Source organism: Ruegeria sp. K11 (genome assembly GCF_056531905.1).
The window spans coordinates 1-14,348 of record NZ_JBQFMP010000014.1 but is presented as its reverse complement, the minus strand read 5'-3'; the positions used below and the strand labels follow the sequence as shown (position 1 = coordinate 14,348).

Annotated in this window: 11 protein-coding genes; 7 read left to right on the top strand and 4 right to left on the bottom strand. The window is 54.0% G+C overall.

Annotated elements, in window-relative coordinates; genetic code table 11:
- The first annotated feature begins 184 nt into the window (after positions 1 to 184).
- Positions 185 to 1,648 (top strand): glycosyltransferase family 39 protein, encoded by a 1,464-nt coding sequence (locus tag ACR0K4_RS18920; protein ID WP_480855223.1) that lies wholly within the window; start codon positions 185 to 187, stop codon positions 1,646 to 1,648.
- 62 nt (positions 1,649 to 1,710) lie between these two features.
- Here ACR0K4_RS18920 and ACR0K4_RS18915 read toward each other — a convergent pair whose 3' ends face one another.
- Positions 1,711 to 2,022, bottom strand: a complete 312-nt coding sequence (locus ACR0K4_RS18915) for an arylsulfotransferase family protein (protein ID WP_480855221.1) — start codon at positions 2,020 to 2,022, stop codon at positions 1,711 to 1,713.
- 674 nt (positions 2,023 to 2,696) lie between these two features.
- Between ACR0K4_RS18915 and ACR0K4_RS18910 the strand changes: the two genes are divergently transcribed.
- The 4 genes from ACR0K4_RS18910 to ACR0K4_RS18895 all read left to right on the top strand — a co-directional run bounded on the left by ACR0K4_RS18910 (position 2,697) and on the right by ACR0K4_RS18895 (position 7,153).
- Entirely contained in the window at positions 2,697 to 3,761 is a 1,065-nt protein-coding gene (locus ACR0K4_RS18910) for an arylsulfotransferase family protein (protein ID WP_480855219.1), read from the top strand.
- Between the two features lie 70 nt (positions 3,762 to 3,831).
- Positions 3,832 to 4,074 carry a hypothetical protein gene (locus ACR0K4_RS18905; protein ID WP_480855218.1) on the top strand — a complete coding sequence of 81 codons (243 nt, stop codon included), beginning with the start codon at positions 3,832 to 3,834 and terminating at the stop codon, positions 4,072 to 4,074.
- Positions 4,074 to 5,525 carry a sulfotransferase gene (locus tag ACR0K4_RS18900; RefSeq protein ID WP_480855216.1) on the top strand — a complete coding sequence of 484 codons (1,452 nt, stop codon included), beginning with the start codon at positions 4,074 to 4,076 and terminating at the stop codon, positions 5,523 to 5,525. The genes ACR0K4_RS18905 and ACR0K4_RS18900 overlap by 1 nt, the downstream gene beginning before the upstream one ends.
- 236 nt (positions 5,526 to 5,761) lie before the next feature.
- Positions 5,762 to 7,153: an arylsulfotransferase family protein gene (locus ACR0K4_RS18895; protein ID WP_480855214.1), complete on the top strand. Its 1,392-nt coding sequence runs from the start codon at positions 5,762 to 5,764 to the stop codon at positions 7,151 to 7,153.
- A 57-nt stretch (positions 7,154 to 7,210) separates the two neighbouring features.
- On the opposite strand, the gene ACR0K4_RS18890 is transcribed toward ACR0K4_RS18895, so the two are convergent.
- Entirely contained in the window at positions 7,211 to 8,950 is a 1,740-nt protein-coding gene (locus ACR0K4_RS18890; RefSeq protein WP_480855212.1) for a glycosyltransferase family 39 protein, read from the bottom strand.
- Positions 8,951 to 9,480: 530 nt separating this feature from the next.
- Between ACR0K4_RS18890 and ACR0K4_RS18885 the strand changes: the two genes are divergently transcribed.
- Positions 9,481 to 10,536 carry a tyrosine-type recombinase/integrase gene (locus ACR0K4_RS18885; RefSeq protein ID WP_480855210.1) on the top strand — a complete coding sequence of 352 codons (1,056 nt, stop codon included), beginning with the start codon at positions 9,481 to 9,483 and terminating at the stop codon, positions 10,534 to 10,536.
- A 24-nt stretch (positions 10,537 to 10,560) separates the two neighbouring features.
- Here ACR0K4_RS18885 and ACR0K4_RS18880 read toward each other — a convergent pair whose 3' ends face one another.
- Positions 10,561 to 11,649, bottom strand: coding sequence for a ParB/RepB/Spo0J family partition protein (locus tag ACR0K4_RS18880; protein WP_480522288.1), 1,089 nt, complete (start codon positions 11,647 to 11,649; stop codon positions 10,561 to 10,563).
- A 14-nt stretch (positions 11,650 to 11,663) separates the two neighbouring features.
- Entirely contained in the window at positions 11,664 to 12,971 is a 1,308-nt protein-coding gene (locus ACR0K4_RS18875) for an AAA family ATPase (protein ID WP_480522289.1), read from the bottom strand.
- 467 nt (positions 12,972 to 13,438) lie between these two features.
- On the opposite strand from ACR0K4_RS18875, the gene ACR0K4_RS18870 reads away from it, so the two are divergent.
- Positions 13,439 to 14,119, top strand: coding sequence for a DnaA N-terminal domain-containing protein (locus ACR0K4_RS18870; protein ID WP_480855208.1), 681 nt, complete (start codon positions 13,439 to 13,441; stop codon positions 14,117 to 14,119).
- Positions 14,120 to 14,348 lie beyond the last annotated feature (229 nt).

Here is a 14,348-nt window from a genome sequence, read left to right as displayed (position 1 = left end):
TCAATTCGACAAAATTATCCCGGATTTGGAAACGATTTCCCGTGGAACGCCCTATATCCGTATATTCTCGTAACCCGACATCACGAAATCAGAGATATACCGGCAAGGGGCGGTGCGCGATCAGCGCAAAGTCGACTTATAAACGCCCACCAGAATTGAGGCTCTTGTGACCGGTGATGGCCCTATGATTCAGCACTCCTCCGCCCTTGGCCGTAATGATCTGGCTGTGCTCCTGCTCATCCTGCTTGTTGCCGCCGTGCTGCGCACCGCAGGGCTGAACGCACCTTTGTGGTACGATGAGATCTGGACCGTCGATACCCATGTCAGCCTGCCCTGGGGCGATATGATGCGCGAATACTCGATGAACCATCATTACTTCTTCAGCATGAAGGCCAAGCTGGTTTCCCAGATTTTCGGCGACCAGCCTTGGGCCTATCGCTTTCCCGCTGTGTTGTTCGGTGTTGGTATCGTTGCTGCGATCTGGTGGCTGGCCCGAGACATTGCCGGCACGAAAATCGCGCATATTTCTGCCCTGCTCGTCGCGCTTTCCTATCACCAGGTCTGGTTCTCGCAAAATGCCCGCGGATACACCGAGCTCGCGTTCTGGAGCGCCTTGGGCCTCATCTTCTTTTTAAGGGGGACGCGCCGCCCGAGCATCGGCATCTGGGGCGCCTTTGGCCTGACCGCCGCCGCCGCCGTCTTCACCCACCTGACCGGCGCGTTCTTCTTCGTCGCTTTAGGTCTGGTTTGGCTGGTATCGCTTGCAACCGGGTTCGGGCGCCCCGCCCTGAGCCGCGACTGGATACTGCAGCCCCTGATCGGTGTCGCAATTGCGATCGTCTTGATCCTTCTTGTATATCTGCCGCTTTTTCCAAGCCTCGTTGGGACCATGGGCGAGGTTGCGACAACCTCTGCCGTCGACCCGATGCAGGAATATCAAAACCCGGTCTGGACCGTGCTGGAGGGTCTGCGCACGGCGGTCGGAAATACCGGCCCGCTGACCATGGTTGTCGCAATCGGAGGGCTGATCGCGCTGGTATTCGGCGCAATGGGCGCGCATTCTACGCAACCGCTGTTTTTCCCGGCCATCGCCATGCATATCATAGTGACGCTGGTCATTCTTCTGTCGCTCGACATGCGGATCTGGCCGCGCTTCTTTTTCGTCGATATCGGCCCGATCATCATTCTCGCCGTTGTCGGGTGCTGGCACGGCGCAGGCATTGTGGCCCGAGCAATACGGCGCCCCCGGATCGGAGGGCCATTATTTGCCACCAGCGTTGTGGCGATGGTCGCAGTCTCGGTTTTTCTTGTGCAACGAAACTATTCCGCGCCCAAACAAGACCTGGCCGGGGCTTTCACCCTTGTGGAAGAGACGCGCAGCCCATCAGATCGGGTCTATGCCATCAATCCCGGCGGGCCGATCTTTGGCAACCATTTCGACGCCGACTGGACAACCCTTGGCGATCCCGAAGGCTACGCAAAGGCAATGGCCCAATCCGGTCCCTTGACACTGGTCGTCCTCTTCCCCGGTCGAATGTTCCGCACTATCCCACAGCTTAAACAAGATACTGAGGGGCAGCTGGACTTTGTCCATGCCTTCCCGGGAACGCTGGGTGACGGCGCCGTTCTTGTTTATCGTCGCAATTGAAACGTGTTTGCCCGCCGATCAAGCGTTTTGATTTGGGATGGAAAGCTGAGGATCATTGACCATCAGGAACAGGACCAAACTGATCGGTCGACATGATCCAAAGGATAGCGCCGGGCTTCCTCGATCAGTGCGGCAGAGCGGGTTCCAGCAACCAGCACCATCGACCAAACGGTCTCTCCATCTGGCGTGATCTCAAAAACGCGGCCTGATGTGCTTTCAGTTATGAGAATATTACCGTTGGGCAGCACCTGATGTGTGCCCATGATGAAGCTGAAAAACCGCTGATCATCACTCTTGGGATAGACCGTCTCGGCAAGGCCAGTCACGGGGTCGAACCGGAGGACACGGGCACCCGCAAAATCACGGCTATGCACCTCAGCAAACCTGGCAATGGCACCCTAGTGGCCGTCATAAAGATACCTTGCCAGAGTCCACGCAAACCAATGGCACCAAACAATACCTTCCTTAATCCTTACTGTCTGTTTTTAAACAATACTTTTCTTTGTGTCACCTGAGCACGGCGCACCATTTCCAGGACCAAAGAAAATTCCCAGCCTCAAAGTGTTTCCAATTGCCATCGGCTGAGCACCAAAACCTAACAAAATACGCAATGAATGATTGAACCAATCTTCTCGCTCGGCGCTGTTTTTTATAATTTATAATGTCTTAGGGCGTAGCCCCTCGCTGGGAAAAATCCCCCCAACCTTCGCCAAAGGCAAAAGATCACAAACAATCCGGAATATTTGAGTAAAAAGGATAGTGTTTAGCGCCAATGCCGCTGCACGGGGACTCCTACGTTGACTTGGCCCGAACTGCGGACGACAAATACACTGTAACGATTTCAGTTCAGGTTTCACCAATGCGTATTGTTTCATACATCTCAGCGCTCTTCCTCGTTGCTATTCTGGCATTTGTTATAGGCATGTGGACAACCCACAAGCATTGGGCACCATGGGCAACTCTCTCTGAAGTCAAAGAGGCTATCAAATCGTGGAGAGCCACCGGATATGTTGTCCCTGATGGAACCTATCTCCGCCGTCCTGCCCGAATGCCGTCCGAAGCATACGTCGTGCACCGGGCCGACAAGATCGCCCCCGGCTATGTTCTGATCAATCGCATTGCCAACCCTGAACCCGGCTATCTGACAGATCTCATCGATGCCGAAGGTAACGTGCTGCACACTTGGAAAATTGACCATTCGAAGATTATCGACGGCGGCAACGAAGCCGAATTTGTACACGCCGTTCGCCCGCTGCCCGATGGATCGATCCTCGCCAATTTCGACGACAGTATGGGTATGGCGCGGTTTGACACCTGCGGCGACATCGTATGGCGACGCACAGATATGGTGTTCCACCATTCTCTGACCGAAGACCCCGACCTTGGCGGCTTCTGGACCTGGACCTCTAAAATCTGGGATGGCGGGCATGACCAGCAGATGGCCCGCATCGACGTGGAAACCGGAAAGACACTTGAGAGCATCGATCTGGCAAAAGACGTCATCCTGCCCGACCCGCAAGCACAACTGGCCTTCCGCATTCCCAACGGGTTCAAATGGCGCTGGGATGCAGGGGTCGATGAAATCCCCGACATCATTCACCCCAATGATGTGGAAGTGCTGCCAGCTGCATGGGCGGACGCCTTCCCGCAATTCTCGGCGGGTGATCTGATCATGTCACATCGATCGATTGATCTGGTCGGTGTTGTGGATCGTCAGACAAAGCGTCTGAAATGGCACAAAGCAGGACCATGGGAACATCAGCACGATGCGGATTTTCATCCTGATGGCACGATTACGGTATACTCGAACAATACCGACCGTCGCCGATCCTCTATTATCGAAATGGACATGACCACTGGCGAAGTCCGCGATAAATTCGCCGATTCCGAGTTGGTCTTTGACAGCTTCATCATGGGTCAACAGGAACGCCTGCCCAATGGAAACTGGCTGATCTCCTCTCCGATGGAAGGCCGGGTGATTGAAGTGACGGTTGACGGGGATCTGGTGCGCGAAATGTCGAACATTCTGACCGATGACTACAATTCGATCATCACAACGGCCGTTCATGTTCCAGTCGACTATTTTGACGCTCTGCCGTCGTGTGATAAATGAAACCGCAAAAAAGGTCGCTGGCCTCGGTTTTGAAAGGCACCTCAGACCCGCATTTATTCAGGAGCAAATCATGAACAGACGTTTCCCGATTACAGCGAGCGCTGCATTTGCTGTCTCCAGCCTCGCGTTTGTTTCACCGGCTCATGCCTATATCGGGCCAGGGGCCGGACTTGGCGCGATCGGCCTGGCCCTGGCTCTGCTGGTTGTCGTGGTTTTACTGATTGTGGGTTTCCTCTGGTTCCCGATTAAGCGGGCTTTGAATGCCCGTCGTGACGCTAAAGCTGCTGGTACGCAATCTGACGACACCCCTTGATGATTGCCTTTTGCATTTCACTGCTGGCAGTTCTTGGTTTTGCAATCAGCTTGTGGAAAGTCGGAGTTGTTCCGGCAGCCCGGTCCTTGATCGCATCCTCAGTTGGCGGGGTTTCGGCGATGTTCGATGCCGAAACCACAGATCTGGAAAAAGAAGCCGCCGTTCGCCGCGCGGCGTTCGATCTTTTGGCAGGCGTATGGCAACTCGCCTGGCGCTTTGGCCTGACCCTTGCCGCTGCCGGAGCGCCAGTAGTACTGGCCGATATCGCTGGCCTGGCCCCCGCCGATGAGGTGATGGGGTTGATGCTCCGTCTTGATTACATCGTCGCCGTCACCGTGGCGGCGATCCTCGTTGCCCGGTTCGCCTCAAAACGGCTATCCAAGAACACAGCATCCGAAAGCGAAGCCTATTCGGACGGTGATCGTCTGGTTCATACTCTGGCATTTTCGACACCAATGGTCATGAAATCTCTGGCGGCAACAGATGACCGAGCCTTTCGGCTTTCCCACAAAGGTGCGGATTCTCAGCCCCCTATTTTTATCACCTCTCTGGCCCGAGGCGGCACGACCGCGCTTTTGAACGCATTTTTCGACATGCCCGCGATTGCAACGCATCAATACCGGGATATGCCCTTCATCACAGCGCCCTATCTCTGGTCCCGTCTCGGCGGAAAGCGATCAGATCGGGTCGCTCGTCGCGAAAGGGCTCATGGTGACGGGCTTGAGATTGACCTCGACAGTCCCGAAGCGTTCGATGAGGTGCTATGGCACCTCTACTGGCCAAACAAGTACCGCCGACAGGCCATCGACCTTTGGCAAGAAGGGGATGCAAACGGACCCGCTTGTGACAGAATGCGCAGACATTTTGACAAGATCGTCGCGCTACGCCGTCCCGGGCAGACGCAGGCGCGCTATCTGTCGAAGAACAACGCCAATATCGCGCGGCTGCGGGTTCTGCCCTCTTATTTCCCCGGCTGTGACATCGTTGTACCGCTGCGCCGCCCGGCTGCTCATGCGGCGTCACTGCTGCGCCAGCACAGGAACTTCCTTACCCTTCAGGCCGAGGATGATTTTGTGCGTCGCTACATGTCAGACATCGGACATCTGGAATTTGGTCTATTGCACAAACCGATGGCTTTTGACCAATTCGACCCGGGTGAAACCGGACCCGATCAACCGGACTATTGGCTACGCTATTGGATTGCCGCCTTCCACGAAGTCAAACAACAAAGCGACAAGTGCCTTATCGTCACACAGGATGACCTGAGATCCCGTCCGGATGAAACAGTGAACGCATTGCGGGAAACGCTCAACCTCCCCCAAACCGACCAGCGCTTTGGCACCTATTTTCGTAACACACCAGACCAGACACCAGACCAATTGTTTGACGTCGAGCTGCTGCATCGCGCTAACACGCTTTACGAAGACCTGGACAAGCTGGCCGTAAAATAGCGGCAAGATTCGGCGCCCCAAGTCCGGCCTGTTTCAAACAGGGGAACCAGGCCGCAATGCTTCTAACTGATTGACCACTGGCAAAAACTTTCCCCTTGCACTGGTCACGAGATGTTGGCCCTGCACAGCGGGTCTCTGCTGGTTTTGAAAAACGCTCTGATTTAGTGTAAATTCCACTCAAATTTCGAAGCCATTTAGTTTTTTTTGCATCTGACGTCCCAAGGGTAGAACCTGTGATGGAAAGACTGCTATTTAAGAAAGTTGAGCTTTGGGTCCTGGGATTGGTTCTGGTCGCAGGACTAATAAGCATGGTCCTGTTTGGCGCGATCGTTCTGGACGAAGCACGCGGCGAGGAAGGTGGGCGTGGCAGTCATTTCGGAGCATTTGGCCAGGCGGCCCTGACACTCGCAGAACTCCCCGAAAACACACGACAGGTCTTGAAAACTGTCGGGAAGCCTGACGCCAAAATGATGCCCTTTCTTCGTCTGTCGGCGGATGCAGATTTGCCCGAGGGATGGTCCTGGATGCAGCCTGCCGGCTCTGGCGGGCTGGCCGGATATCTTTTGCTGAGCCGATATAACGGTGATCAGTCGCGGCATGTGATCGAATTGATGTCGCTGGAAACCGGAGAGACTCTCCGAACCTGGGCACCGGAACCCGAAACTTTGCTGGCCACAGTTGAACGGCTGCCGGAGTTTGATGGGTTTGCGCGCTACGAAAACTGGAACAATGCCTATTTTCGCTATATTCATCCCTATTTGACCGAAGACGGTGACCTTCTGGTCAAAAACCATATTGCACCGTTATTTATGTTGTCCCCCTGTGGCGATATCCGATGGTCTCGAAGCGAATATCTGTTTCATCATTCGACCAGTCCTGACGGTCAGGGCGGGTTTTGGATCCCGAGTTTCAAGCTGGACGGCTGGCCGGAAAACCTGTCACCCAAATTTGCCCGCGATGCTTTGGTGCGGATCAGTGCCGAAGGTGACGTGATTTTCGAAGAAGCCCTGGATGATATTCTGATCAATAACGGGTTGCGCCACCTCCTGTTTCCTGCTGCCAATTTCTATTTCGATCCAATGCACTTGAACGACATTGAACCCGTTCTGACCGACGGGCCGCACTGGCAAAAGGGCGACCTGTTTCTGAGCCTGCGCACCCCGTCGCTTGTCGCTCTTTATCGACCATCGTCACAGAAGATCATCTGGTCGCAGGCCGGACCATGGATGTCACAGCATGATGTGGACATCCTTGACGACCATCGGATCGCGATATTCAACAACAACGCTTATGATCGCGGACTGGGCGCGCGCGTGGAAGGTGTCAGCGAAACTTTGATCTATGATTTTGATGATGCGTCATTGGAAAGTCCGTTTCGCCGTACGCTGGAAAACCTGGGGGTCGCAACCGTTTCCGAAGGGTTGCAGGATTTCACGGTTTCCGGACACCTGATTTTCGAAGAAGCCAACCGCGGTCGCATATTCGTGCTTGATGGTTCAGGACAGGTGGTTGCAACCTTTGTGAACCGGGCGAAAAACGGAGAGGTTTATGCCCTGGGGTGGTCACGGTACGTCTCGCCATCTCTCGGTGAAAAGGCCCTGAATGCTATTGCCAGTAGCGGATGCTAATCCGGGTAGACGTTGGCAGCAGTACGCATCAGGCCAAAAAGACGAGACCATTCCAGCCTAAGGCTCAAAGAGTTCTGCCCTGGCCCGAAGTTTTTCTATAACAAAGGTTCGCTTATATCCCCTGAGCGCGTCATGCCGTGCGTCAGATGTGGCCTGTTTTCCGGAGACCGGCCAAGTGACCAGCCAAACGCGCGCATCAGGATTGCCTTGCAAGGCGGCTTCATATTCCGAGACAACGAGATTGGAATCGCTGATATAATATAAAAGCGGTGTGTCGACCCAGTTTCGGTATCTCAGAAACACCAGATCGTTTTGCCGCATTTCATCCTGCATCGCCTGCGCAATGCCTTGATAGTCGTTAGGGGCCCCGGGTTTTCTAGAGGCGTAAAGCACACTGGCGACAAAAACAGAGACACATAAGCTGACAGAGACAAGCCTCAACCGGTTGCTCGTGAACAGCCAGACTGCACCCGCTGCGCAAAGGATCAGGAGATAGGGCACAAAGACCAGAAATGCCCGGTCCGCCAGGACGTAAACCTTGTATGAGGCCGCGAAAAGGATCAACGGAGCCGCAACCGCCAAAAGCCATAAAAGCAGGGTGCGCTCCTGAGGATAGTGCAGTGTCTTCGATGGCAATCTGGGAACAAAGCCGCGCCATGCCGTGCCCAATATTGGAATCAAGAGCGCGAGAAAGGGTAATACGGACATCGCCATCAGCATTTCGTTCCGGCGATGGGCAATTGAAGCAAGCCAAAGCATGAAACCGGATGAGCAGATTGCCACCAAACCCAAAATCCACGCAGGAATACCCGGACCCGTGCTTGCAATCGGTGCCTCGCGTTTTGGCGCTTTGAGGCTGGCAACCAGCAACGCAAGTGCAAATATCAAAACAAGCCAGGTCCAGATTGGCCCAATCTGTAGCATGGGAATGATGCGATGGTCCTTCGCAAACAAAAATCCAAAAGAGAAATACTCGACAAAAAACTCGGGGTTAGGGTCTCGGGTCGCAGCGTGGCGTGCGCGGTAGACCGCATGTGTCAGGGCCGGCGCAGACAGGATGAACGCGAGGGCCTGAACCTGAAATAACCTCGGTATCTGCCATCGAACATTTCTCTGGGCAACATGTGTGGGTTGCATCTGAGATCGGGGCAAAACCAATACTGCCCAAGACAAATGGATCAAAATCAAGGGCCAGAAGAACTCGACTGTTAGGATTCCGGCCAGAACCGAGGCGATGTAGGCCAGCTCGATTCCGGGTTTTGGCGCCCGCGCCCTGACCAAACACAATAACAACCAGGTTGCCATGAGAGACAGAAAAGCACCGGCGACGTACATGCGAGCCGTCTGACTCCATGCAATGTGAAACCCATGAAGTGCCAACAAGAGTGCCGCCAGGCATGCCACGGTCGATCCGAACACGCTCCGGGCGACGAGGAAAATAAATGGAATCGACCCCAAGGCGAACAACACACCCGGAAACCGCAGTGCAAAATGAGAGGTGCCAAATGCGTTGGTCCATCCCAGCATCGCTGCATACCATCCCATAGGATGAGGTTCGTCATGAAAGTGCCACCAGACGGTTTCGGCGAAGCCAAGTCGCGGTGGCGGCTCCGAGATATCGGGAACGAGATTGATCCCGGGAATGTAGATTTCCGGATGAGAAAGACTCCGAGCCTCAAGCCCCCAAAGTCGCAGCAGGAGGGTCAGAACTAATATGGCCGTCAGCGTCAGGAAAACGACCAGATTTCGATGCTCACGGCTGATCGGGAAAACGCTATTTTTATCAACTACTTTCATCCAATTCTAACCTATCAACACCAGCCATATGCCGTTGGATCTCAAGTCAAAATTACTTACACGCCAAATCTGTCGCAAATCTTGGGTGACTGCAGCTCCTTCCACTTTTGATTAAAACAAAACGACATACTTAAATGGAAATTCAGCTCATGGTTTTTTTGATCTTAACAGAAAGCACTGGAACAAACCTAACGGAAGGCGGCGAGCCGGATCAAAAATTCAGAAGGCGGTCACCTTCCAATGCAACGACAAACTGTCTTTTGATCAGATAACACCGTCTGCCGTTCGTCCGATAAACCTGCACATCTCGTTGATCGAAACCTGGCGACAGGACCCATGCTCATTGAATCTACTCAACAAGAGCAGTCATCATATTTCTATTTAGAACCAGTGTTCTAAGAACTTTATGGTCACTTTTATGGTATTTTGCATTCCACGATTCATCTTTCGTGATAGGGTATAAATGTCCGATAAGTATCCCTTATCATGTTTTATTGATATTGCCGGGAAAAGGGCGCAGAACAGGCTTTATGAAGCCCCCTGCCCCATACCTCCCAGCCGCTTCCCCGGCCCTGTCTCAGGCGGATCAGGACGCGCTGACCGACCTTTATGTCCGCGGCACGCCAGCAAACACGTTGAGGGCTTATGAGCGGGATCTGATCTATGTCACAGCGTGGAAATCTGCCCGGTTCAGCGCCGCATTGCACTGGCCCGAGTCCGAGGCTACCGCACTGGCCTTCATTCTCGATCACGCCCGCGATCTAAATGACGCGGCACCAGATGATCACGCCCGCCGAACCGCGGAGGCACTGATCGCGCAAGGGCTGCGCAAGTCGCTGGCCTGCCCGGCTCCGTCGACGCTGGACCGGCGCATCGCCTCCTGGCTGGCGTTTCACCGGATGAAGAACCTCGCCTCGCCGTTCGATGCGCCACAGGTGAAACAGGCCCGATCCAAGGCGCGCCGCGCCGCCGCCCGGCCCCCTGCCCCGAAATCACAGCACCCGATCACCCGCGATGTGCTCGAGCAGTTGCTGACCACCTGTCGGGGGTCCCGGCGGGATTGCCGCGACCGGGCGCTCCTGATGCTGGGCTGGGCCAGTGGCGGGCGACGACGCTCCGAGATCACCGGATTGAGGCGCGCGGATGTCTCACTCAAGGAGTTCGGCAAGTCCGGCGTGGTCTGGATCTCGCTGTTGGAGACCAAGACTACGGCCAAGGGTGAGACCCCCCGGCTGGTGCTGAAGGGCCGCGCAGCGCAGGCTCTGATGCATTGGATCGAAGTTGGAGAGATCGAGGACGGGCCACTGTTCCGCCCCATCTCAAAAGCGGATCGGGTGCTGAAACGCCGCCTCAGCCCGGATGCAGTCTATCAGATCGTCAAACATCGCCTCGCGTTGGCCGGACTCCCGGACGACTTCGCCTCGCCCCACGGTCTGCGTTCAGGCTTCCTGACCCAGGCCGCCCTCGACGGTGCCCCGATCCAGGCCGCCATGCGTCTCTCGCTGCACCGATCCATGGCCCAGGCACAACGCTACTACGATGATGTGGATATCACAGAAAACCCGGCGACGGACCTGCTGGGGTGAAAGTTTGGGGCATCAGACTTGATCTTACCCGTGGGTAAGATCGTCCTCCTCTCGAATAGCATCGATGAACGCAGCGATAGCGCTTTCCAGTTTCGCTCGATCGACACGTGTGAAGTCCATGTTATAGCGAAGATCGAGACGCCCCGCAGACGCTGAACACTTCGCAACCCCTGCCCTACCAGGCACCTGAAACGTCGTCTTTGCCCGACGCGTCTTTACACGGCTTTCGGAATTTGCTGCCGGAGTTGCCTTTGGCTCGCTCTCGATAAATCCACGAAGAATCGAAACTTCACGAGTGCCCGTTCTGTCTGGCTCGGAAAGAACTGCAGAGCTGATCTTCTTTGACAGGTCAGGTTCAGCGTCCAGCCTACGTTTGAGTTCCACTCCAACATTTCGCGGAATGTCGTTGGGATGCTTCAAAACGGAACCCATAATGGTCAAAAGACTGGCAAAGGCACGAATGTAGCTGCGCTTGGTATAGCTCGCAGATTTGAACAGAATGGCGACGGCCTTATCTACGTCTTCACAATTGTTACCTGAATCCTCAGCGAATGCCCTTGCGAGAGACGCCATTTCCGCAAATGAAATATCCTTCCGGATCAAGTTTTCGTCCACCATGCGCCGATAACTTTCATCCAGCGCAGCTGGCTCGATGATACTTGCCGGGATTTGCGCGTAGTTTTCCTCTCCGGTTTCTTCATAAAGCGCACGAAATGCTGATAGGCGACGCATACCCTGAATCAGTTCGAAATGACCGTCAGGCCGCCGCTCTACCTTGATTGGGTTCGACAAACCAATGTCCTGAATAGACAGCTTGAGTTCATCCAACTCAGGATCGGGACCCGGTGCCCTGTCACGGGCTAACTTGTCGGTCAGGACGTCCGAAACCGCGATCCTTTCAATAACCAATCCTTCAGCCCGCATGTTAACGAACTCATGTGCCAACCGATCATTTTCTGACCGGATGGCACTTTCAGTCGTCTGCTGGTTCCGCAAAGCGTCAGCGTTTTCCGAAATTGCGGCCGCCATGGGCCCGCGCCGTTTCTCGGGATCAGGTGCCGTAGATCCACCAACTGGTGCCTCTTCTGCTGCTGGCATATCGATATCGAACATTCTGCGTCTGCGGCTCATACCTCATCCTCCACTTTGTCCCAAGCTGACAGCATCACATCCCGAAACTCGTCATACACATGATCGAAAGTCGAACGCGCACGACGCCAGGTCTCTCGGGTCATATCACGATAGTCCATTTCGTAGACAGAGCTTAGAAAACGGCCGGATTGCTCGACAGCGCGGGTCATTTCCACCGGATGCTCAGCGACATGCTCCCCAAATACTTTGCGAAACGCATCAAACATCGCCAGGTGCAATGCATTGCCCGGTTCAAAACGCGTCAGCAAAAACCGCAACTCACAAAAAACCTTGGGCAATCCAATCTTACCCGTGGGTAAGGTCTTGTCGAATCCATAAGCCAGATCTTCCAGCGCCTCGGCCAATTGCCCAATGAACGACGTGGTCGAGTCATATTCCCAGTACCCGGGCCCGGATGGAATATACAACATGTCCGCTGCGAAAACCGCATTCATAGACTGATAGCCAATTGCCGGAGGGCAATCGAAGAGTATGAGGTCGTAGGCGTCGTCTGGAATCTGATCGAGATACCGAGAGACTGCCGCAAAGAAGGACCACTCCGGATTCAGGTGGCGGTATTGCGCTGAGGCAAACTCGACGAACGCAGCGTTTGCGCAAGAAGGAATGGCATCGATGGTGGACCAAGATGTCTGCTTGATAAAGTCGGCAATCCGCAAGTCACCGAGCCCCATGTCGGTAATAGACGGTGGCAGCTCGCGACGGGGCAGGGCGGTTCCGGATTCGGCGGCGACGGGACGGTTGTTCATACGCTCCGTCTCACGAATGAGGTCACGGGCCATAATACCCCAAACAGTATAGTCTTCTGCAACGTCCGTCAGACCCATCGAATGGCTCAGCGTTGCCTGTGGATCAAAGTCGACCACCAACACGCGATATCCATCAAGGGCGGCAGCATGCGCGAGATGCAGCGCAACCGTTGACTTTCCAGCACCTCCCTTGAAGTTCGCAACGGCCGCCCGAACCGCTCGTTTTCCAATTGGTCTCGGCGGCATGAGAGATTGACGATTCACTTTCAACCGCCTGCGCAACTCGTTAACCTCTTCAAGACTGAACCACCTTTGGCGGCCGTCTGGCTCCACTTCACCGCCGGGAAGGGAAGGGTCCGCTACCAGCTTTCCGCGGAAGGTTGATTGATTAACCTTGAAGATAAGTTCGGACACCTCCCAACTCGAGAAGCGCCGCAAGGTCTTTTCTTTCTCGGGGCTGAAGGTTTGCTGGCGGATCCACCCCTGCAACTTGAGAGATTGGTTGCGCAATGCGTTTAAATCTTCGTGCGTGTACATGCCTCTGCTCGCATTATTTTGGACGTTAATTTCTATCTTTTCGCTTTTTACGCGCTGTTTTAATATTTGGCAAAAGAAATTATAGTGTATTTGCCATATTACCCATGGGTAAGAAAACAACGGCTTCCAGCTCAATCGAGCTTCACACCTTGTGATTCGCCGCCCAACACCTCCGTTCCGCTTGGAAACGCAGAATTAAGGGGGCAAAATTTATTCTCCCACCACATATTGGGGGACATAACAATAAAAAAAGGGGGCACTTTGAATGTCCCCCATCACCATAGATTCACCCAAAATTATATTCGAAAAGGAATTCTGAACCTTATCTCACAGGTTGTTCTCGCACTCCTCTTGACAGAATCGGGAAATTGGACGCTAATCCGGAGAAGATAACGAAAAGCGTTGAGAAGAAGCGCGGACAAGCGGCAAATCGACCGCAATGAGGCATAATATGGGTAGTAAACAGAATGCAGTTGACTAAACCTGCTGGACGAAACGCGTCAGTACGGAAATATGACATACTGTCAGCGCTTGTTGTCCATGCATTAACGCAAGACAAGCATCGGCAACGTAGCATACTGCGAATTATTTGCTTGATCACAACGCGCTACAACTGGCGCAGCAACGAGTTATCCATTGGGCGTGCCGAGATTGCACGTCTTTGGTCAGTGGATGAACGCACAGTTAAACGCGAGATGGCAAAACTAAAAGCATTAGACTGGATTTCGGTGAAACGACCCGCTGTACGTGGACGAGTCGCAGTTTACGCTTTGAATCTCAGACAGATTAGTCTGGACACAACAGAGGTTTGGTCTTTGATCGGACCGGATTTCCAAGAGAGGATGGGTGACGAGCCAGACGCCAAAACCAATGTGGTGCCTTTCGCCGCAAAAGCGCCGCTTGCTCCGACAGAAGGTGAAGATACCTGGAGTAAGGTTCAAACCATTCTTCATGCCCACGACCCGGAGCTTTGGACTAGCTGGTTCCAACATCTCTCAGAGGCGGAAAGGGCAGGGGGTGTCGCAACTTTAATTGCGCCCTCTCGGTTTTTGGCGGATTATATCTCGCAGAACTGGACAGCGCGATTGCTGGCCGCCTATAGGCGTGTGGACCCTGCTGTACACAATCTTCGGATATTGACGGCTTAAGAGTTGAGTGTGGGCGCTGAAGACAGAGGTCAGTGCAGTAGTCATTTTACAGCAAAAATGAGCGTTATTCGTTTTGCCGTATTCCTTTGCGAAGCCAAACGGAGATCTGTTGCAGAGTTTTGAGCATTGATCCTCAAAGGTTCTGTCGCAAATTTCTTTGAGAGTTGTATAGACGAAACTGGATAGGCGGTTATCCCGCCAGCTGGATAAACTGCTTAAACGGGCGGAG

Excerpts from the sequence above, each read along its gene's own strand:
- ACR0K4_RS18895 (WP_480855214.1), top strand. The coding sequence starts at position 5,762 with ATGGAAAGACTGCTATTTAAGAAAGTTGAGCTTTGGGTCCTGGGATTG.
- ACR0K4_RS18905 (WP_480855218.1), top strand. The coding sequence starts at position 3,832 with ATGAACAGACGTTTCCCGATTACAGCGAGCGCTGCATTTGCTGTCTCC.
- ACR0K4_RS18880 (WP_480522288.1), bottom strand. The coding sequence starts at position 11,649 with ATGTTCGATATCGATATGCCAGCAGCAGAAGAGGCACCAGTTGGTGGA.
- ACR0K4_RS18870 (WP_480855208.1), top strand. The coding sequence starts at position 13,439 with ATGCAGTTGACTAAACCTGCTGGACGAAACGCGTCAGTACGGAAATAT.
- ACR0K4_RS18885 (WP_480855210.1), top strand. The coding sequence starts at position 9,481 with ATGAAGCCCCCTGCCCCATACCTCCCAGCCGCTTCCCCGGCCCTGTCT.
- ACR0K4_RS18890 (WP_480855212.1), bottom strand. The coding sequence starts at position 8,950 with ATGAAAGTAGTTGATAAAAATAGCGTTTTCCCGATCAGCCGTGAGCAT.
- ACR0K4_RS18920 (WP_480855223.1), top strand. The coding sequence starts at position 185 with ATGATTCAGCACTCCTCCGCCCTTGGCCGTAATGATCTGGCTGTGCTC.
- ACR0K4_RS18900 (WP_480855216.1), top strand. The coding sequence starts at position 4,074 with ATGATTGCCTTTTGCATTTCACTGCTGGCAGTTCTTGGTTTTGCAATC.
- ACR0K4_RS18875 (WP_480522289.1), bottom strand. The coding sequence starts at position 12,971 with ATGTACACGCACGAAGATTTAAACGCATTGCGCAACCAATCTCTCAAG.
- ACR0K4_RS18910 (WP_480855219.1), top strand. The coding sequence starts at position 2,697 with ATGCCGTCCGAAGCATACGTCGTGCACCGGGCCGACAAGATCGCCCCC.